We start from the raw sequence: 21,004 nt of genomic DNA, 5'->3' as shown, positions 1-21,004 counted from the left end.
GGGGTACTCGGCTTGGACCTCGGCAAGCCGCTCGCCGACCACTTTGCGGTCCCGAGCTTCTTCCGAGGAAAGTACGCCGCGGTCGATTAGGTACTCTAGAAAAGCGTGTTGGGTCAGAACCCAGTATTTCGATGCGTCGCCCCGTCGGGCACGCCGCGAGCGCTCCCGGCCCTGTATGCGGCGCAGGGCGAGAGCGGAGGAGGAGCTTAGGGGAGGTTTTCGGCTCACGGTCGCCGCCTCCCTGAACAGTCGGACGGATCGGACGGGAGAAGGGAACAGCGACGTACGCGTACGCGCGCGCGCGGGCGTCTTAAATAGGGCCTCCCGTCCGATCCGTCCGCGCCGAAGCTCCTCACCACGGCGGCTCCCAAATCTTCTGCAATGTGCTTGCTGCGCTCTTCGGGTCGGGCGGCTCCCGGTAGATCGTGATGCCCCTAAAGCCTCGTTGACCTTTTTCCTTCTCCAGCATGAAATTGTGGCTCTCCAATCTTTGCGAGAACCGCTTTTGGGTGCCTGAGAATTCCCCGGCGGCCTCAGTCCATCGCCTCCAGCACGCGAACAAAAGGCTGGTTTGGGTCCAGTATTGAGGCCCCGTCCGGCAGCACTCTTCCAACCACCTTTGCAAGCTATCCTCGGTTGCCAAATAGCTCTCGGTGGCCTCTACGACGGAGGATGGATGTTGTAGGCCAACGCGCCGCCATTCGGCGCATCCATCCACCATCCACTTCAAGATACCGGGCCACTCCGCTTTCAATTTCTCGGTCAGTTCGGCGTCGCGATCCTCCCGTGGGATCGTCACCGAGAAGGGTATCAAGTTCATGCGCCGCCTGATTGCTTCATCAACCGACCGCAATCCTGGTCGATGATTTCCTGCAATCATCAGCTTGAATTGCGGCGTGAAGTCGAAGAAGTCCTGACGCATAAAGCGGGCAGAGATCGTGTCACCACCGGTAAGCTGCTTCAATCGACTTTCCGCCCACTGTCGCCCTTCCTCTGTCTCGGTGGCAGTTACCAACCGAGCGCCCATTAACCCCGCTAGCTCAGTCGGATGTCTATCCGACATGCTCGCTGTGAAAGTCTCGATCGGCGTCACCCGGTGGTATTCGCCCATCACACCAGCAATTGTGGCGACGAATACGCTCTTGCCGTTGGCTCCAAGTCCATGAAGGAAGAAGATCGCATGCTCGCGAGTCATTCCAGTCAACGCGTAGCCACACACGCGCTGTAGATAGCTCTGTTGCTCAGCGTTGCCGCCGGTTACTTTCACCAAGAACTCAAGCCATTTAGGGCACTCGCCGTTCGGACCAACTGCTGTAGTTTTGGTCATGAAGTCGTCTGGTCGGGCAGGCCGCAGTATCCCATTTGCTAAGTCAAGAACGCCATCCGGGGTATTTAACAGCCAAAGATCAGCGTCCCACTGCTCGACCGTCGCCGCAATCCTAGGGTCGTCGGAAACGAGACTTACAACGGCCGCACGCGTCTTCGCGCTAGCAATTGTCTTCGCCAAATTCTCCTTGTTGATGCCCTGGGCAATTTCTCGGCAGATATCTCGTGCGAGCGAGTACACCCGGCGCTTGTCATCGAACCGCCATCGTCCGGCGTCCCAGATGAGCCATCGGTTCCATTTCGCCACATAGCGCACTTCGTGGCGGTGCCGGTTCACAAATTCCAGTGCCAGAGCTTCCTCGGAGAAAGGAGGAGCGAGGTCAGCAGCACTTATCTTTCGCGCGGCATCGACGATTTGAGCGATGCTATCGCCCATCGCGCGCCTCCATCAGCAGATCATTAAAATCTTTCCCGCGTGGCGCACGCGCAATTCTCACATCGCGGCCTTCTCCCGCCCAGCGCGCAGCAGCGCGACGTGCTGCCCGCTCTCCCGGTTCATCGCCATCTGCGGCAATGGTCACGCGGCGAACCTCGGACGGGAGCATCAGGAGTTCCATCGCCTTCGCTGAGCCGGCCGCCCACCCCGGACACCCCGTGTCTTGGATCACCGAAAGCGTTGTCTCAATCCCTTCGCCAATGATGAGCTCTTCGGCGGCAGGGGATAGTCTGATCGCGGTCCCCGCAGTAGGCCCAAGATCCATCCGTTGTGGCTCGACCGGAGCCTTTCTTGGGTTATCCCAGTCCAAGAAGGTTCGATGAATCGCTGTCAACGCGCCATAAACATCGCGTCGTTCTGCGATCATAGCCGGAAAGAAGCACCTGCTAGGCTTGTGGAATAAGCGCTTATGGAACAACAGGCACGTTGGCAGGGGCAATGTCAAAGCGCGACTACGCAGATATTGCTCGACAACCGTCCCAATAGCAGAGCCGCAGTCCACCGAAGAGAGAGTTGCGCCGATGATTTCGCTCTGATCTCGGCGAATAGGCTCGCGTAAGTTCAGTCGGGATCGCACAAAGGTATAGGCGGCTCCCTCGCTCCCTTCGCATTCATAGATGTAGAAGCTGTCCGGCGCGTAGAAGCGGGCAAAGCACGATCGATCATCGGGCGGACGGCCCGGCGAGGGACAACGGACGAAGTTACCGTCAACCTCCCCACCAAGGGCTGCTGCTATAGCGGCCAAGTCGGCGCCAATTTCGTCTTCGGGCATTCGCCATTCGTTGGCATTAGCCCGGCGTATTAGAAGTTCTTTGTAGTAGCCCATCGGCCCGGTTCACGCGCTTTGCTTCGCGGCCGCTTCTTCTCTCGACCTCTGCCAGGCTAGAATGGTGCGGCCGAACCAACCGCGCGCGCGTCCACTGTTGGACAGCGAGATTGGCCGCGGCACTTCGCCGGTCTCGATCTTCTCCGCCAAGACCGTTGGGCCATATCCAAAGAAGTGTGGGCCGTCTGCTAGTCGGTAGAAGTGATCAGGGCAAAGCACAGGCGGCACGGACCGCCGCTCCCTCTTTTCTTTCGCTTCGGGGGCTCTCGTCGCCTTCTGCTGGGTCATGAATCCGCTCCGTGTTGTGCCGGGTTGGTCCGGGCTAGAGCGGAGCTAAGCGCGCTTTTTAGAACGCCGGAAAAGAAAGTTTTAGCGTTCCGCGCTCTTCCTTTCTTTCTCTAGCTTCTTGAACTGGACGGCAAAGCGTTGCCTCCTGTCGCCATAAAGCGCCGCGGCCAACTTGTCCCATTGTCCCAGCCGTGTTGCGCTAACGCGAAAGCCAAAGTGTACGAGAAGCTTCCGCGCCTCTCTCGCGGCAACCAGCTTCATGTAATCGCCGCTTCGGTCCCGCTTCTCACGACGTATCCTGTTGCAGGCGGCCCTATATGGTTCGAAATCGGGTAGCCTCAGCTCTTGTCGGATTTCCATCGGCAATTTGGCGTGGGCCAGATGAACCCGATGCATCGCCGACGCAATCTTCGCGAGCGCCTTTCGAGTGTCCACCGCGCTACGTTGCAGGGACCGCTCCCACACTAACCGCTCATCGGCGATCGCCTTAAGCGCCCGCAGGACTTCATCGCGTCCGCTCCCGCCCAATTCTTTGATGGCAGCGCGCATTTGTTCATTGTGGGTCATCGCGCCGCCCTCATCGGTAGCACTTTCGCGCTCGCAACCGGAGGAGCGGAACAATAGCGCGCCCAATCGGCCATAAGCCGCCGCCTTTTATTGAAGAGATCGCCGCGCCGGTAAGCTGCTTCGACCTTATCAGCTACAATGTGCCATAGCGCAGCTTCGGAAACATGGTTGGGATAGTTCGTAGTCTCCGACACCCAATCCTTGAAGGTCGAGCGGAAGCCGTGCACAGTCGCGATCCGATCCGGCGTGGTGGAAGGCCAAACCATGTCCTTCAAAAGCTCGGCCATCGCCATGTTGCTCAGGCCCGAGCCGGCCTTGCCGCCGATAAAGAGAAACGGATTGTCGTCTTCAATCGGCAACTCCTTCAGGATTTCCATCGCGCGGTCGCTTAGCGGGACGCGGCGCGGCTGATCCCCGCTGATCTTCGTCTCCGCCCGGTCGGGAGGCACAATCCAAATCTTCTGGTCGAAGTCGACTTCGTCGCGCCGCGCTCCTATCACGGCCCCAGTTCGGGCGGCGGTGAGGATCAGAAACTCCAGCGCACGAGCCGCAATCCCTTCGCGTCCTCGCAACTCGGCCATGAAATCCGGAATCTGCGCATAAGCTAGGGCGGGGTGATGCTTCACCTTCCGGATACTCCCGCGCGCCGGAAGGACATTGTCGAGGTGCCCTTTCCAACGCGCCGGATTGTCGCCCTTGCGGTGTCCACGGACGGTCGCCCAGTCCAGCACCTGCTCGATGCGGCCGCGCAAGCGATTGGCCGTCTCGGGGATGGCGTCCCAAAGCCGCTGATCCGGGTAGTTCGCGTGCCGTTGCTCCAAGACCGCGATGAGCCGCGGGGTATCGACCTGGCTGACAGCGACACGCCCCATGACCGGGAAGGCGTATTGCTCCAACGTCGATAGGAATTGCGCCCGGTGTTTCGGATTGCGCCACTTCTGCTGGTGCTGGTCAAAGTATTGTCGAGCGGCCTCCTCAAACGAAAGCTTCGCGCTAGGCTCGGCCGCTCGCGCCGCCTTCTCCGCTTTGCGGTGCTCCATCGGGTCGATGCCGTTGAAGAGCAGTTTCCGAGCTTCGTGAGCCTTGTCGCGAGCTTCGGCGAGGGAGAGCAGAGAGAGTGGTCCAAGGCCTAGCCATCGCTCCCGTCCGCCGCGCTCGTACCTATAGACCCAACTCGCATTGGTAGGCGAATTGACCTGGAGCAAGAGCCCTCGCCCGTCTCGATAGCGGCCCGGCTTCTTCAGTGCCCGCTCTACGCCCTTCACCGTTAGCTTCATCGATCCCGCTCCGAATGACCCCCGGGGCGACCCCCGGATTGGCTCCGACTTCTAGCGGGTAATATCGGGGTTCGGCGGTGCGAAGAAAAGACCTAAGCCATTGTTATTTCATGAGTATTGCGAGTTTTAGCGAGCGTTGCCGGGGTTCTCCGGGAGAGCCGAAATCGGCCACTCTCTCCGCCATCTGCGCGATTTTGTGCGCCAGACTACGATTTGGACTAGGTTGCGCGGGATAGCACGCTGTTGCAACGCCCCCTTTTTGCCCGTCGCAAATCCGGCAAATATAGGAATCGTTATAGCGGGGGCCATTCGAAGGAGCCTAATGGCATGCGGCCTATGCTCGAGTTGCACTTGAGACATGGCGTTCGGGCCGCTGCTCCCCTGAGTACCAGGCGACTCACCTGAAATTGCTCGCACGATGCGCATCGTGGGCGGCGCTGTGCTCAGCCCGTCGAGGAGCGAACGCGCCGTGCGACTGCAAACGTCCTCCTGACGGATTATAAGCAGGCGACGCTAGCCGGACTGCTCGTCCAACGACTCGAAGGGAATTCGTGAGTGCGAATTGACGAAAAGTTGCATCACTCGCGACTGTAGACGGCGCGACGACCTACCCAAGTGGTAACACCGCCCTAGAAGTGGACTACCGGAGCCCGAGCGACGTGCATGGCGCTATCGGGGATGAAGAAAACGTGCAAAGTGCAACAGCGTGAGGTCTCAAAGTGACCCGCTGGCGCCTCACCCGGAGGTGAGCGATCGGGCCTTGCGCAAGCCGGCCATGAGGGCGTCAACGACCTGATCGGCCGCGCCATTGCGGCGAAGGAAGCCTGCCGGATCGCGAGCCAAGGGTTCATACCGCGACATTTTCTCCAGTGCGACCTCTGCGGCGCCGCGACGGCCCAACTCCGCGTTCGCAATTGCGATCAATAACTGACTGAATCCCGTATCGCTCAGCGCGGCCTGCTCAGCGACATGCAGCATTTGCTCATACTCGCCCTTCATATACAGATCGACCGCAATGAAATGAAAATACCAGGCTGGAGGACTCACCGAGCGTTCTATCGCTCGTTTGAGCATCGGCACACCTTCCGAAAAGTTTCCTCGGACGGCGAGCCGCCAGCCGAATTGGCCGAGCGCATCGGGATCGTTCGGATTGAGACGGACCACTTGCCGGCCGATGCGGTCACTTTCTTCATAGCGTCCCAAAAAATGATAGGTCGCGGCGAGGGCCTTTAGTGCGAGTGGATTGTTCGGCTGAAGCTTCACCGCACGTGAGGTTGCCTCCAGGGCTTTCGCGTATTCCTTTTGGATATTGTCCGCCCCCGTGTAGGCCATGCGGCCTGCGTGAACATGCAGCCATCCGAGCATCGCCCACGCATCGCTATATTCGGGATCCCGTTGAACGGTCTCCTCGAGACACCGCATGATGGGGTCGAAGAGCGCACCGGCGAAAGTGCGCTGATATCCGTAAGCTCGCAATACGCAGGTGTAGCTTGCCATGTTGTGGGGAGACGGATTGTTGCCGATGTCGTTCCGCAACACCCCAGAGGGCTGACCGATGATGGACGCGATTTCATTGGCAAGCTGCCTCTGAGTCTCCATGAGAGATTGGGGGTCGGTCGATCGCGTGTATGTTCGCGTCCAGATGACCTGCCCGCTGCTTGCACTTGAAACGGTGATTGTCACTCGCACTTCTTGGGCATTCGTCTGCACGCTGCCGTTGATGACATAAGCAAGGTCAGGCCGGTTGAGTTGTGCCGACGATTGGTTTGGTGGCTGACCAACGCCGGATGGGGAGGTGAAGAGCCGAAAGCCTTCAAACTGAAAAAGGTTGCTGGTCAATTCCTGACCGATGCCCATGGCAAGATAGCGCGAGCTCTCGCCGGGGCTTAGTGCCTCGAATGGCATGATGAGAACGGCAGGGTCGCGAGAGGGCACTGACGAGGGCGCTCTCGCGCCTATCCAGATCCACGACGCTGCGAGGCCAATGAACAACGTCACCGCGAAAACCGCGGCAATCAACGCGTTTCGGAAGCCGAGCTTGCTCTTGCTGCCGATGCCCCTGACGACATCCGATTGTGGAGGATCACCAGGGTCCGCTTCCGGCGCGGGGGGTGAGCGCGCTGTTCGGTATGCCGACCACTCGAAAGAGGGAACATTCGATCCCTTGGGAATGGCGATCCGCACCAGGTTGTTTTGTCCAGCGTCCACATAGTAGCTGTCGAGATCCCGCCGCAATCGGCGGGCTTCGAGGCGGACGACCGGATCGGCCTGAGGGTCGAACGACTCCTCACGGCCGAACACGGCTAACGCGATGGTATAGCCCTTCAGGCCGTCGCTGCGGCCTGCAAGCGTCTCCTCGACGATGAAGCGAAGGAAGGTGCGACGCCGCTCGCTCGCCTGGAAATGCTGGCTCGCGAGGACGCGTTCCAGCTCGACGAGGACCTGCGCCGGCGGCACCTCGGCGCCCTCGCGGATCGCGGCGTCAGCAGGACAGCTTGCCGGACCGGTAGACAAGGGCAACTCACGCATTGAACTGGCGAGCCCATGGGCAGCAGATGAAGGTTAGCTTCTTTGAACCGGCCTTTGCAACTCACAAGCGAGCGATACGCTCCTGCCTTCTGAGCAGGGCTCTTTGCGCCTTTCAAATCAATGGGTTCCTCTATGCGCTCGATCGTCGCAGAACACGGCTATCAAGGCAGCATCAGCGGCCCAGCACACCGTAGCCTCGCAGGGTGCGAACATGTTCGTACCTTGATCTGTGCGCGCGCTTCAAACGATGCTTGTCCGCGGCGTCAATCGGGACCGCCTCATGGAGGAAGTCCGTTCAATAGTGGCTCGCTTTCCGCAGCGCGAACTCGAAATTCGACGCCGCTACGCGCGTAATGCTCAATTTAGATCAGTTTGCGCGGATCACGAGGAGGCAACGAGAGCGCTTCGCCACTGGCAACAGGCGGCGAAGATAGGAGATTCGAAAGGACATCGGAAGGTCGCGGACTACGAACAGCTTGTCGCGGAATTGGAACAGGAGGTCTTGGCCTATCTGGACCAGAAATGACTTCAAGTGGTTCGGCCTCGGGACTCATGGCGGCTGGCAGGCGCATGAGATCACGAGAGCGAGTAACTGGAGGCAAAGTTCGTGAATATCGCCCAGAGACCGGTTGCGAACGTGGACGAAACCCTCACGTCGGACAGCATCTTCATTCCCGGCGGGACGTTTCGCATGGGATCGGATCGCCACTATCCCGAAGAAGCCCCATGCCACACGGTGAGCATCGACGGATTCTGGATTGATCGAACGCCGGTGACGAACCGGCAGTTCAAGGAGTTTGTGCGTGCCACCGGGCATGTGACGTTCGCCGAGGTGGCTCCGGATCTCGCGAACTATCCCGACGCGCTGCCGCATCTGATCTTCGCCGGCTCGCTCGTCTTCACGCCTCCGGATCACCCCGTCGATCTCCGCGACTACAGCCAATGGTGGACGCTTCTCAAGGGAGCGAATTGGCGCCATCCCTACGGCCCCAAGAGCAACATCAAGTCACTCGATGACCATCCGGTCGTACATATCACCCACGCTGACGCCTTGGCTTACGCCCGATGGGCCGGCAAGGACTTGCCGACGGAAGCGGAGTGGGAATTTGCTGCGCGCGGCGGCCTTGAGGGCGCCGAGTTCGCCTGGGGCGACGAGCTCGCTCCGGGCGGAGTACATCGCGCCAATACCTGGCAAGGCCGATTTCCGTTCGAGAACAACCGCGATGACGGCTTTGAGCGGGCCTCGCCGGTAACGTCCTATCCGCCCAACGGCTATGGCATCTACGACATGATCGGCAACGTCTGGGAATGGACCAGCGACTGGTACATGCCGAAGCATCAGGCCGATGCTGCAAAGGCGTGCTGCATTCCCAAAAATCCGCGCGGCGGCTCCGAGCACGACAGCTGCGACCCGTTGCTGCCTCTCAGCAGGATACCACGCAAGGTCATCAAGGGCGGTTCGCACCTTTGCGCGCCGAACTATTGCAGACGCTATCGACCGGCCGCGCGCCATGCCGAGCCGGTCGACACATCGACCAGTCACCTCGGATTCCGCTGTGTAACTCGCCCAGGAGAGAGACATGACTGAGAAGACCACCAGAGATACGCTCAATCGCCGTAACCTGTTGTTCGCGTCCACCTCGATTGCCGCTGTGTCTGCTCTCTCCTCGATGGCGTCCGTTCAGACTGCACAGGCGCAGCAGACACCGCAGCCTTCGACGGCGTCGGGTGCAGGGAAGCCGCATATCATCTTCATCGTGTCGGACGATTTTGGTTACGGGGATGCCGGCTGCTATCTCGGCGGCGAGAATCGCGGCATGCCGACGCCCAATATCGATAGGCTGGCGACCGAGGGCATGCAGTTCCTGTCCTTCTACGCGCAGCCGAGCTGCACGCCCGGCCGCGCGGCGATGCAGACCGGCCGCATTCCAAACCGCAGCGGCATGACCACCGTGGCATTCCAGGGCCAGGGTGGCGGTCTTCCGGCGGCGGAATGGACGCTCGCTTCGGTCCTGAAGAGGGGCGGGTACAAGACATTCTTCTCGGGTAAATGGCACCTCGGCGAAGCCGACTACGCATTGCCGAACGCTCAGGGCTACGACGAGATGAAATACGCCGGCCTGTATCATCTCAATGCTTACACCTACGCCGACCCGACGTGGTTTCCGGACATGGATCCCGAATTGAGGGCGATGTTCACGCGCGTGACCAAGGGTGCATTGTCCGGAAATGCCGGCCAACAAGCGAAGGAAGATTTCAAGATCAATGGGCAGTACGTGAACACGCCGGACAAGGGCGTGGTCGGCATTCCGTTCTTCGACGACTATGTCGAGAAAGCCTCGCTCGATTATCTGGAGCGCAACAAGTCATCGACGCAACCGTTCTTCATGAACGTCAACTTCATGAAGGTGCATCAGCCCAACATGCCGGCGCCGGAATTCCAGGGCAAATCGATGTCGAAGTCGAAATATGCCGACTCGGTCGTCGAGAATGACGCCCGCATCGGCAGGATCCTCGACAAGGTGCGCGAGCTCGGCCTCGACAAGAACACCTATGTGTTCTGGACGACTGACAACGGCGCCTGGCAGGACGTCTATCCGGACGCGGGATATACGCCGTTCCGTGGCACCAAGGGTACGGTCCGAGAGGGTGGCAACCGCGTTCCCTCGATCGCGTGGGGGCCGGGCATCAAGGCCGGCACGAAGAACGCCGACGTCGTCGGTGGCCTCGACTACATGGCGACATTCGCCAAGCTCGCCGGAGTGAAACTGCCCGAGAACGACCGCGAAGGTAAGCCTATCATCTTCGACAGCATCGACATGTCGCCGCTTCTGTTCGGAACGGGCAAGTCGGAGCGCAAGAACTGGTTCTACTTCACGGAATCCGAGCTCTCGCCGGGAGCCGCCCGTGTCGGCAACTACAAGGCCGTGTTCAACCTGCGCGGGGACGACGGCTCAAAGACCGGCGGCCTGGCGGTCGATAGCAATCTCGGCTGGAAGGGACCGGAATCCTACGTGGCGACCGTCCCGCAGGTGTTTGATCTCTGGCAGGATCCGCAGGAACGGTACGATGTCTTCATGAACAACTATACGGAGCACACATGGTCGCTGGTCACGATCAACGCGGCGATCAAGGACCTGATGCAGACCTACGTGAAGTATCCTCCGCGGAAGATTCAGAGCGAAACCTATGCGGGGCCGATCACGATCCAGCAGTATGAGAGATTCAGTTTCTTCAGGGATCAACTTGCCAAGGACGGCTTCCACATCGGCTTGCCCACGGGGAACTAGATCGCGCGCACCGGACGGCTCCGAAGTCTTCGGGGCCGTTCGGTTCTTTACTCTCGCAAGAGAATAGGGAAAGAATCCATGAGAGGAATTCGGGTCGATCGGCGCTCGATCCTGGCAGGGCTGCTCGTGTCGGCAGCTGCGACACCGTTGACCGGTGGAGCGCTGGCGCAGGGAAATCCCCTCCCGTCGTGGAATGAAGGCCTCTCGAAAAAGTCGATCCTGGATTTCGTTTCTGCCGTTACGAAAGAAGGGGCGCCGGACTTTGTGCCGGCGCCAGAACGCATTGCGACATTCGACAACGACGGCACGCTCTGGTGCGAGCAGCCGATGTATGTCCAGCTCGCATTTGCGTTGGATCGGGTGAAGGCGCTTTCCGGCAAGCATCCAGAATGGAGGCGCAAGCAGCCTTTCCAGGCCGTTCTCGACAACGATCTCGCGTCCCTTGCCAAGGCTGGCGAGAAGGGCCTGGTCGAGCTCGTCATGGCAACACATGCCGGCATGACGACGGCAGATTTCGAGAAAATCGCCGGCGATTGGATCGCGAGCGCGCGTCATCCGAAATTCGACAAGCCGTACACCGACCTAGTTTACCAGCCGATGCTGGAATTGCTTGCCTATCTGCGGAGCAACGGCTTCAAAACCTTCATCGTGTCTGGTGGTGGCATCGATTTCATGCGTCCCTGGAGTGAACGGGTTTACGGAATACCACCCGAGCAGGTCGTCGGATCGAGCATCAAGACCCAATTCAAGATCGATAACGGTGTGGCGCAATTGATCCGCCTGCCTGCCATCGATTTCGTCGACGACGGGCCTGGCAAGCCGGTCGGCATCAACTCACATATCGGCCGCCGGCCGATTGCTGCCTTCGGCAACTCCGATGGCGACTTCCAGATGCTGCAATGGGCGACGCTGTCACCGGGCAAGCGTTTCGGCCTGATCGTGCATCACACCGATGCTGCACGCGAGTATGCGTATGATCGGAAGTCGCCGTTCGGAAAACTCGATAAGGCGCTCGACGCGGCGGACTCCAATGGTTGGATCATGGTTAGCATGAAGGACGATTGGAAGCGCATTTTTGGCTTCCAGTAGCGCGCTGAGCGGCCTTTGTGCAGAACACAGACTGCAAGGAAGACAAGAGATTGTGATGGCAACGTCCCGCACGCAGGGCTTTTGGGACTATTGCCCGTAGCGGATGAGACGAAATTCGAACGGCGACGATCGGCTTCTTCAACTTCAGTCCGGTTGGCTTGAGGTGTGAGCAGCCGTACGCTCGGGATTTATTAATTGGCGACGAGCCGCTGAAGAAGATGGCAGACTCCAGGAGTCGGCTGGGTGGTCTGAGTGAGCCGCTGCAAAGACTAATAGTGGAAGCGCCTCGATACACCATGAGCTTTCGTCTCACCTTGACCGCTTGTGTTATGGCGATGATCGGCGCGCTGGCCGCACTGCTGCTTTTCGTACAAGTCAGGACGCTCGATTTAGTCACGGAGGATGCTGCGACCTCTACGATGGATGCAGCGAGCCGAAGTTCAGTGTCCTTCTTGCAGCTTCAGATCGAAATGCTCTCCCGCATGGCTCGAGCCCTGGCCTTCAGTCCGGCCTTGATGGAGTCGGCTACTCCGAGCGAGTCGAGTCCAGCCGCCGGTCTGATCAAGGGAAACCTCGCGCAATGGCCGGCGTTGGATAGCATTTATGTCGGTTACGACAATGGCCATTGGTTGCAGGTACAGCGTCTCGACGGACTCGCAGGCAGCCAGCGCGATCGCGTGGGAGGACCGCCCGAGGCGGCCTTTGCGATCACCACGACCCAATGGCTCGATGGCAAAGAATTGCCGACCCGCCGCGTGTTTCAGGACAAGTCCGGTAACCAGATCGGACAAGTGGAGATCCAGCCGCGTGGCTACGATGCGCGTCAACGCAGCTGGTACATCGATGCTCGCAGATCGGGTCAGCTGGTGACCTCTGCGCCGTACCTGTCGTTTAACCTCAACGTCCCTATGATAACATTCAGCACGCCGGTCGATGGCACAACGCAAGGAGTCGTCGGTATCGACCTCAAGCTCGACAGCTACAGCAGATCGGCGCCCACCATGAAGTTGGGCGAGAGCGGCTACCAGGTCATGTTTGACAGCCATAACGTCTTGATAGCCCACCCCAAATATGCGTCGCTGTTCGACCGGACTTCTGCGGATCCAGTGGCTCCTCGGCTTCCCAGTGTGTACGATTTGCAGGACACCCTGGAAGGAGAGATCATCGCCGGTTGGAATAAATCCAGTCCCTACTGGCGCAAACAGAGCTGGAAGGGCAGGGAGTATTTCGCCCGTATTGAGACGATCGCACTCAGCCCCTCGGTTACGGCAAATGTTCTCCTCGTGGCGCCCCAAGACCAATTCGCAAAGGAGATTCGTGCGCTTAATCGCAAGGCGCAGATATGGGCAATAATGGCTTGTCTCGTTTTCATTCCAGCAGCTTGGATATTTGGTACACGAATGTCGAAGACGATTGGAGCCATCACGGCTGAGGCGGATCGTTTGCAAGCGATGGCTCCTCCGCCGGCGGCGGCGATCGGTTCGTTCATCTCTGAGCTCGGTACCTTGGGCGAGACGATCCACAAGGCGCAACGCGCGATCTGGTCGTTTTCTCGGCTCGCGCCTCGCGAGATCGTGCGGGGCGTGCTCGACAATTCCATATCGACAGAACTCGGCGGTACACGGCGCGAGATCACGGCACTGTTCACCGACGTGCGAGGCTTCACCTCAATCGCGGAAAACGCGGATCCTGATGTCCTGATGCAGCAGACGTCACGCTATTTCACGGCGCTAACAGACGTCATCATGGCGCACGGCGGTACGGTCGACAAGTTCATTGGAGACGCCGTGATGGCATTCTGGAATGCGCCCAATCCGCAAAGTGACCATTGCGAGCGCGCATGCCGCGCCGCGTTGCGGGCGAAGGCGGCTAATGAAGAGATCAATCTCCTGTTTGAGGCAGAGGGCTTGCCCCCATTCTACACGCGTTTTGGCATCCATGTCGGCGAAGCCGTGATCGGCAATCTGGGTTCATCGGAGCGCATGAACTACACGGCGCTGGGAAACGTCGTAAATCTTGCTGCTCGATTGGAGGGGCTGAATAAGCAGTATGACACCCAAATTCTCATCAGCGAGGCGGTCTACGCGCGTATCAAACGTCGTTTTGATTGCCGATTCGTGGACACGGTTACCGCGAAAGGGATGACGGTCGCAACCCGTGTCTATGAGGTGATAAGTGAGTCCCGTGACGGTACAACCGGATCTGGTGGTCCGGTTGCGAGTTGAGCAGGTGCCCGCTGTGCCGTCGCGCCTCGGGCAGCTGCGGCAGGATTGCATGGAGATCGCCTGGGGCACCGCTCGCAATTTGCCCAAGCGTCGCTACTCGGATGTCTTCTCTCAAGGGGCGAGCGGACGGGGCAGGGCGGGCTGCACGTCGGCTCGTGACCACCCACAACGGCCAGCGCGGCTCCTGCTCCGCGTTTCGCGAAAAGACTGGTCGGCGTCCAGGCAGAGCGGTACCGGGGCGATCTACCTCTCGCCAGTCGCTTGATGGCATTCTTGTCGATGACGGGCTATTCGCGGAACAGGCTTTGTCGGTAGGCGAAAACCCGTGTTCCGCCGGTAGCTCAAATGGTGGGTCCTGGTCCAGGAAGGTCGAAAATGCATTATCTTTCAATAGGGATTGACTGACACTCTCTCCGCCAGCCTTCACAATTGTCCAGCCCAGATGGGTAACGCATCGTACCTAAGAGATGGGTGACAACCTCGTGCCGAACGGGTTGTCGAGGGGCTGCAGGGTCTTCTGCTCCAGGTCGAAATATCCAAGATCATAGTGCATGAAGCTGACGAGCCAAATGCCCTCGTCGACCTCCTTGATGCCGAGCTTCTGGCCGGCCAACACCAGGGAGATATTGATTCTCTTGCGGTGGAGGCAGAGGCGCCCGCAGGAGGTGACGACGACGTCGCGATCGTGAAAGGGATAGGCCAGTTTCGGCAAATCCTCGTAGTGGAGGGCCGAACGAAGTTCGCGCAAGGCTGTCGCGCCGAAGCCCGCGGGGCGGAGGCGGACTCGTTGCCGTTTGCTTTGGTTCAGCAAGCCGGGACGAACTTTTTTTCAAGGTCTACGCTCCGACGCCGCCAGCATTCCCTGGACGGAATGCCGATGCCATCCTCTGCCGATGATCCATCGGACGCCGCACGAGCGTTCAGCACCGACCTGACGGGAAGCCGACACGCGTCGGATTACACTCCGGCGGCTTGTCCAACGAGCTGCCAAACCATCTACTCGTCAACGAGCCGTCATTGTCGATCCAGGGGATCGGTGGCAATTGCGGCAGGTAGGATGCATACGGCATGACCTTCGCGAGCGTCACTCTGCCCGGAAATTGTGTGAGGAATGCCTTGTTCATTCCGCCGTCCAGTCCGCTGTATATCGGGGCAGCCGGCAAATTGTCTTCAAGCAATCGCGCGTATTCGAGCTCGTCGGAGCGCCTCTTCTCCAGCGCTCGCCGCGCGATTTCCGGGTTGACGACGAAGGGGGGACATTTTTCGGTAGGGTTGAACACTGGAGGCGACGGCGAATTCGGGGGAGGTTGCGCATCGAACACATAGCGGCGGTCGCACACATCCACCCTTGGTTCGAGTCGCGTCGTCTCGAAATGATCGTTGCCGATCTTGAGCATTTTCCAGAAGGCCAGGTTGGGACTATTTCGATGCCGCGCCAGGTTTGCCGGCGTCAGGCGGAACGGATAGGCCTGGACCTGGAACGACGGCCGGCCGCCGAGGAATGAGTCGCGTGCCAGCGAATAGATTTCGCTTATTTGTTCGTCGGTCATGGCATAGCAACCGCTCGACCAGCAGTCGCCGTGGATCATGAGGAAGCTGCCGTTGCGCTTGTTCGCCTTGTCGAACGTGTTGGGGAAGCCGAGGTTGATCGAAAGATGAAAGTTGGAGTTGGGATTCATCAGCTCAGGTGTAATCGTATAGAACCCTTCCGGAGCCTGTCGGTCGCCCTCGTACAATTTCGGCCCGAGATCGCCCGACCACCGACAGATCGGATAGGTCTTGAAGCTCTGGAAACGGCCGGTCGCGTCCTGCTTCCAGACCTCGAGCTCGGCCTCCTCCTTGAACAGGCGCACGACGATCGGTGAATATTTCGGCATCTTCTTCTGTTCGAGCAGCGAGAGCAGCTCAGCGGGTAGTTCCCTCGCTGCCTTGGCTGGCAACGGCTTGCTGCTTTCGCCAAGACAAATGACCGGCGTCAAGGCAGTGGCAAAAGCCGCCGCCAGCACAAATACACGTCGGACGATGGCGCGGATCACTGCTGTGCCTCCAGCCCTTCCGACCGCACGCCGCTACGTCTCGAACCCGACGAACACCGTCGCTTCCTCGACGGACTTCCGATCCGACACCACCGCATTCGCCGGAAAAGTTTCATCCGGCCATCCCAGCGCGATGCTTTTCATGATGACTTGATCGTCGGCTATGCCCGCGTGCTCGCGCACCACGGGGGATTGCATGATGCCCTGGCTGTTGATCACGGCGCCGAGCCCGCGGGACCATGCGGCATTGACCAGGGCGGTCGCCACGGCGCCGCAGTCGAAGGGCGTATCGTCGCTACCGTCAAGCACGCGATCATAGGTGATGATCACGCAGACGGGCGCGTCGAACTGGCGGAAGCCGCGCAGCACCCAGTCCTGGCGTTTTTCCGTGTTGTCGCGCTCGATTCCCATTGCGGAGAATAATTGCTTGGCGACGCCGACCTGCCTGTCACGGTGCTTGCCTGCAAAGGCCTGGCCCGTGCGGAACTCGCGCGACTGCGGGATGCCCGCCACCATCCGTTCGGTGTTGCCGGCGCGGATCCGATCCAGCGGTTCGCCGCTGATGACATAGAAATTCCAGGGCTGGGTGTTCATCGACGACGGAGCGCGCATCGCCAAACCAATGATTTCCGCAATCAGCTCCTTGGGTACCGGATCGGGTTTGTAGCCGCGGATACTCCGGCGACCGAGGATGACGTCATCGAACTGCATTTGTGTGGAATTCCCCTGACAAGTTCTGAAACAGTTAGGACTTTCGCGGTTTCGGCACCCTCGCGCAAGCGCCGGCGGCGTGTCGTCAACGGTCCAGCCACGCGGAACACGATCGCACCAATCAGGATTGACTGACGCTCTCTCCGCCATCACGCCTCACCCCACCACCTTCCACCTCCCGTCCCCCGCGCGCTTCAGCGCGGGATCGCTCACCCGCACGTGCTCGGCGAGGAAATCGATGAACGCACGGACGCGCGCGGGCAGGGGGGCGGTGTGGCCGACATAGACGGCGTGGATGTCTTCGCGGTCGCCGGGATTGTAGTTTTGCAGCACCGGCACGAGGCGGCCGGATTCGATGTCGGGGCCGATGTGAAAGACGGCGAGGCGGGCGAGGCCGACGCCGCCCAGCGCCAACCGGCGGGCGACTTCGCCGTCGCTGGCGCGCGCGACCGAGGGCGGCACGGCTTCCTCGGTGCGATCGCCGCGCCGGAATGGCCATCCGCCGCGGATGCGCGGAAAGGTCCAGCCGATGCCGCGGTGATCGGCGAGATCCGCCGGCGTCTTCGGCGTGCCGCAACGGGCGAGATAGTCGGGCGTGCCGACCACGACCATGCGGCTGGTGCCGAGCTTTCGTGCGATGAGTCGCGATGCGCGCAACGGGCCGACCCGGATCGCGACGTCGGCGCGCTCCTGCATCAGGTCGATCGTCGTGTCCGTCAGCACGAGATCGAGCGTGACGTCGGGATGCTCTTTCAGGAAGCGCGGGATCAGCGGCATCAGATGCAGCATTCCGAACGGGATGTTGCTGTTCACCGTGAGGCGGCCGCGCGGCGCCGCGCCGGAGGCTGCCTCGCGTTCGGCCTCCTCCATCTCCGCGAGGATCCGCACGGCGCGCTGGTAGAAAGCCTGGCCTTCTTCGGTCAGGGTCAGCTTGCGCGTGGTGCGGTTGACGAGGCGCGAGCTGAGTCGCGCTTCCAGCCGCGACATCAGCTTGCTCACGCCAGACGGCGTCAGGCGCAGCTTTCGCGCGGCCTGCGTGAATCCGCCGAGATCGACGACGCGGACGAAGACCTCCATCTCGGCGGAGCGGTTGGTGTCGAAGCGGGCCATGTTGAATTCACGTCACAAATGATTGGATTGCGGACATTCTAATGGTTTTGCACGGGCACGGCTATCTGCGTGGCTCGTCTCATTCATCGGAGCCCACGCATGCCTCCCGCCGTCCTCGCGCTCACCGCCGGTGCCTTCGGCATCGGCACCACCGAATTCATCATCATGGGCCTCTTGCTGCAGGTCGCCGCCGACATGCATGTCTCGGTGCCGGTCGCGGGCCTGCTCATCTCCGGTTATGCGCTCGGCGTGTTCGTCGGTGCGCCGGTCCTGACGCTGGCGACGCGGCGGATGCCGCGCAAAACCGTGCTGCTCGCGCTGATGGCGCTCTTCACGCTCGGCAATGCGGCCTGTGCGCTGGCGCCGAACTACGAATTGCTGATGGCGGCGCGCGTGCTGACCTCGCTTGCCCACGGTACTTTCTTCGGCGTCGGGTCGGTGGTGGCGACGAGCCTCGTCGCAGAGGACAAGCGGGCCTCCGCGATTTCCACCATGTTCATCGGCCTCACGGTCGCGACGCTGCTGGGCGTGCCCTTCGGCGCCTGGTTCGGCCTGATGCTCGGCTGGCGCGCGGCGTTCTGGGCCGTGACGGTTATCGGCGTGATCGCCTTTGCCGTGGTCGCAGCCCTCGTGCCCGGCCATGTCGGCAACGGCGACAAGCCGGTCTCGCTTGCCGAGGAAGTATCGGTGCTCGGCCGCCCGCAAGTGTTGCTCGGCCTTGCCATGACCGTGTTCGGCTTTGCCGGCCTGTTCGTCGTCTTCACTTACATCCAACCGATCCTGACGCGCTTCACCGGCTTTTCGGAAGCAGCGGTGTCGCCGATCCTGCTGGTGTTCGGCGTCGGGCTCGCGATCGGCAACGTTGCCGGCGGCAAGCTCGCCGACCGGGGCCTCGCCGGCGCGTTGATCGGAACGCTCGCCGCGCTCGCCATCGTGCTGCTTGGCCTTGCCGCCGTGCTGTCGGTCAAGATCCCCGCGATCGCGCTGATCCTGCTGCTGGGTATCGCGGCCTTTGCGACCGTCGCCCCGCTCCAGCTTCGCGTGCTGGAAGCGGCCGGCCCCAGCGGCCGGACGCTCGCCTCCAGCCTCAACATCGCCGCGTTCAATCTCGGTAACGCGCTCGGCGCCTGGGCCGGCGGCGTCGCCATCGACCGCGGGCTCGGCCTCTCGGCGCTGCCTCTGGTCGCAGCCGGCATCACCGCTGTCGGTCTGGTGCTGGCGCTGTGGAGCCTGCGGCTCGACCGCGCGCCGGCGACCGTCGCGGCCTGCCCCGCGGAATAGCGCAAGCGGCGCGATCGCGGACAATTCGCCGCGTCGCGCCGTTGGCCCATGCAGAAAACGCACCTGTACACATCCATTCGCCATCCGTAACTTCCTCGGCGCAATTTCAGGAGATGCGACGTGGCGAAGACGACGGCCAAGAAGACTGCCAAGAAGACTGCCAAGAAGACTGCCAAGAAGACTGCCAAGAAGACTGCCAAGAAGAAGACTGCTTCGAAGAAGCCGGCGAAAACCTCGAGCAAGACCAGCGCAAGCCGCAAGGCCGTCGTTGCGAAGAAGGCGAAGAAGGCTGCGCAGCTCAAGCCGGCTTCATCGCGCCGCCCCAAGGGACCGGCCTGGCAATGGTCCGCGGTGGAGACCGCGGCTGCAATCCGCTCCGGCGCGATCTCCGCCGTCGAGACCGTCGAAGCGCATCTCGAACGGATGCGCGCCGTCAATCCGAAGCTGAACGCCGTCGTCGTCGATCTCTCGGAGGAGGCGTTGAAGGCCGCGCATGCCGCGGACAAGCAGCGCGCCAAGGGCGGCGAGCTCGGCCTTCTGCACGGCGTGCCTGTGACCATCAAGGAAAACGTCGACTACGAGGGCCGGTCGAATTTCAACGGCGTGCCAGCCAACAAGGACCTGGTCGCGCCGTCGGATGCGCCCGTGGTGCGCAACCTGAAGAAGGCCGGTGCGATCGTCATCGGGCTCACCAACACGCCGGAATTCTCTTTCCGTGGTTTTACCGACAATCCCCTGCACGGTCTGACGCTCAATCCCTGGGATCCAGATATCACCTGCGGCGGCTCGTCGGGCGGTGCGGGTTCGGCGGTCGCCGCCGGCATCGGCACCATCGCCCATGGCAATGACATCGGCGGCTCGCTGCGCTGGCCCGCGCATTGCAACGGTGTCGCCACCATCAAGTCGACGCAGGGACGTATCCCCGCGTTCAACGCAAGCGCAACGGCCGAGCGACCGATGCTGGCGCATCTGATGTCGGCGCAGGGGCCGCTCGCGCGCCATGTCGCGGACGTTCGCCTTGCGCTCGAGGTGATGAGCCGGCGTGATCCGCGCGATCCCTGGTGGGTGCCGGCGCCGCTGGTCGGCGAGAGGCCGAAGGGGCCGATCAAGGTGGCGCTGGCCAAGATCCCCGAGGACATGGAGGTCGACCCCTCCGTACGCGCGGCGCTGCGCCAGGCCGCCGATCATCTCGAACGTTCCGGCTACCGCGTCAGCGAGGTCGAGGTGCCCGACATCAACGGCGTCTGGCAGACCTGGTGCGACATCATCACCAACGAGACCGTGGTGATGCAGGAGGCGGGCATGTTGAAGGTCACCTCCGAGGATTTCCACAAGGCCTGGGGCGGCATGAAGGCCAAGGCCAATGTGCTCGACCTCAAGGCCTGGATGCAGGCGACCGCCGCCCGCAACGGCCACATCCGCGCCTGGCAATTGTTCTTCGAGGAATATCCGGTCGTGCTGGCGCCGACCACGGTGAAGCCGACGCCGGGCCCGCGCGAGGATACCGTCAGCCCCGAGCGCGTGCGCGAGATCTTCTGGGGCGAGATCCGCTTCATCTCCGCGATCAACGTGCCGGGCCTGCCCGGCGCCGTGGTGCCGGTGGCCGTGCACGATGGTAAGCCGATCGGCGTGCAGCTCATTGCCGGGCGCTATCGCGAGGACCTCGCGCTCGACGCAGCCGCCGCGATCGAGAAGCGCGCCGGCGTGCTCGCGCATCGGCTGTGGGAGAGCATGGCCTAGTCCAAGCCAGCTGTCGTCGCATTGACAGTCTCACCCTCTCCCCTTGTGGGCCTGTTGCGTAATCCGCCAGTTGTGATTCCCTAGGGCAAAGCCTTGGAGGTATCGATGGCGGTGAAGCGGACAGGACAGCCGAGCTTTGTGGAAGCGCTGATGCCGAAGGGCGCCGGCGCCAATGCGGCGCTGGATCGGTTGGCTGGCCTGGTCAAGTGGTAC

15 protein-coding genes and 1 pseudogene are annotated in these 21,004 nt (G+C 61.1%); 6 read left to right on the top strand and 10 right to left on the bottom strand.

The annotated features are described in order from the left end of the window. Positions 1-352: 352 nt before the first annotated feature. The 6 genes from CV770_RS25215 to CV770_RS25195 all read right to left on the bottom strand — a co-directional run bounded on the left by CV770_RS25215 (position 353) and on the right by CV770_RS25195 (position 7,294). The gene (locus CV770_RS25215) at positions 353-1,762 is read right to left on the bottom strand and encodes a phage/plasmid primase, P4 family (protein WP_104464279.1); all 1,410 of its coding nucleotides are present in this window, start codon (positions 1,760-1,762) and stop codon (positions 353-355) included. Continuing rightward, positions 1,752-2,648: a DUF7146 domain-containing protein gene (locus CV770_RS25210; RefSeq protein WP_104464278.1), complete on the bottom strand. Its 897-nt coding sequence runs from the start codon at positions 2,646-2,648 to the stop codon at positions 1,752-1,754. The genes CV770_RS25215 and CV770_RS25210 overlap by 11 nt, the downstream gene beginning before the upstream one ends. Positions 2,649-2,657: 9 nt before the next feature. After that, on the bottom strand, positions 2,658-2,936 hold the full coding sequence (locus CV770_RS41740) for a hypothetical protein (protein ID WP_146101346.1): 279 nt from the start codon (positions 2,934-2,936) through the stop codon (positions 2,658-2,660). Between the two features lie 81 nt (positions 2,937-3,017). Beyond that, entirely contained in the window at positions 3,018-3,503 is a 486-nt protein-coding gene (locus tag CV770_RS25205) for a hypothetical protein (RefSeq protein WP_146101345.1), read from the bottom strand. Continuing rightward, on the bottom strand, positions 3,500-4,780 hold the full coding sequence (locus tag CV770_RS25200; protein WP_104464276.1) for a tyrosine-type recombinase/integrase: 1,281 nt from the start codon (positions 4,778-4,780) through the stop codon (positions 3,500-3,502). Before CV770_RS25200 ends, CV770_RS25205 begins: the two co-directional genes overlap by 4 nt. A 735-nt stretch (positions 4,781-5,515) precedes the next feature. Next, complete coding sequence (locus CV770_RS25195) at positions 5,516-7,294, bottom strand: tetratricopeptide repeat protein (protein WP_245453858.1); 1,779 nt, start codon at positions 7,292-7,294, stop codon at positions 5,516-5,518. Between the two features lie 652 nt (positions 7,295-7,946). Between CV770_RS25195 and CV770_RS25185 the strand changes: the two genes are divergently transcribed. The 4 genes from CV770_RS25185 (at position 7,947) to CV770_RS25170 (ending at position 13,913) form a co-directional block, all read left to right on the top strand. Further along, positions 7,947-8,897, top strand: coding sequence for a formylglycine-generating enzyme family protein (locus tag CV770_RS25185; protein ID WP_283811364.1), 951 nt, complete (start codon positions 7,947-7,949; stop codon positions 8,895-8,897). Then, the gene (locus CV770_RS25180) at positions 8,890-10,599 is read left to right on the top strand and encodes an arylsulfatase (RefSeq protein ID WP_104464273.1); all 1,710 of its coding nucleotides are present in this window, start codon (positions 8,890-8,892) and stop codon (positions 10,597-10,599) included. The genes CV770_RS25185 and CV770_RS25180 overlap by 8 nt, the downstream gene beginning before the upstream one ends. A 78-nt stretch (positions 10,600-10,677) precedes the next feature. After that, positions 10,678-11,688: an HAD family hydrolase gene (locus tag CV770_RS25175; RefSeq protein WP_104464272.1), complete on the top strand. Its 1,011-nt coding sequence runs from the start codon at positions 10,678-10,680 to the stop codon at positions 11,686-11,688. A 296-nt stretch (positions 11,689-11,984) separates the two neighbouring features. Beyond that, positions 11,985-13,913, top strand: coding sequence for an adenylate/guanylate cyclase domain-containing protein (locus CV770_RS25170; RefSeq protein ID WP_161500026.1), 1,929 nt, complete (start codon positions 11,985-11,987; stop codon positions 13,911-13,913). Between the two features lie 460 nt (positions 13,914-14,373). Here CV770_RS25170 and CV770_RS25165 read toward each other — a convergent pair. From CV770_RS25165 to CV770_RS25150, 4 genes and pseudogenes are all read right to left on the bottom strand, one after another. Further along, positions 14,374-14,634, bottom strand: a pseudogene (locus CV770_RS25165) (IS481 family transposase); the annotation flags it as partial. 199 nt (positions 14,635-14,833) lie between these two features. After that, positions 14,834-15,949, bottom strand: coding sequence for a L,D-transpeptidase family protein (locus CV770_RS25160; protein ID WP_245453857.1), 1,116 nt, complete (start codon positions 15,947-15,949; stop codon positions 14,834-14,836). Between the two features lie 33 nt (positions 15,950-15,982). Continuing rightward, positions 15,983-16,660 (bottom strand): nitroreductase, encoded by a 678-nt coding sequence (locus tag CV770_RS25155; RefSeq protein ID WP_104464269.1) that lies wholly within the window; start codon positions 16,658-16,660, stop codon positions 15,983-15,985. A 156-nt stretch (positions 16,661-16,816) separates the two neighbouring features. Beyond that, the gene (locus CV770_RS25150) at positions 16,817-17,770 is read right to left on the bottom strand and encodes a LysR family transcriptional regulator (RefSeq protein WP_104464268.1); all 954 of its coding nucleotides are present in this window, start codon (positions 17,768-17,770) and stop codon (positions 16,817-16,819) included. Between the two features lie 99 nt (positions 17,771-17,869). On the opposite strand from CV770_RS25150, the gene CV770_RS25145 reads away from it, so the two are divergent. Further along, a complete protein-coding gene (locus CV770_RS25145; protein ID WP_104464267.1) occupies positions 17,870-19,051 on the top strand; it encodes an MFS transporter in 1,182 nt (393 codons plus the stop codon). 120 nt (positions 19,052-19,171) lie between these two features. Then, positions 19,172-20,791: an amidase family protein gene (locus tag CV770_RS25140; RefSeq protein ID WP_104464266.1), complete on the top strand. Its 1,620-nt coding sequence runs from the start codon at positions 19,172-19,174 to the stop codon at positions 20,789-20,791. Positions 20,792-21,004: the final 213 nt, after the last annotated feature.

The organism is Bradyrhizobium sp. AC87j1 (genome assembly GCF_002936975.1).
Taxonomy (GTDB): Bacteria; Pseudomonadota; Alphaproteobacteria; order Rhizobiales; family Xanthobacteraceae; genus Bradyrhizobium; species Bradyrhizobium shewense.
This window is presented reverse-complemented; position numbering and strand designations above follow the sequence as displayed.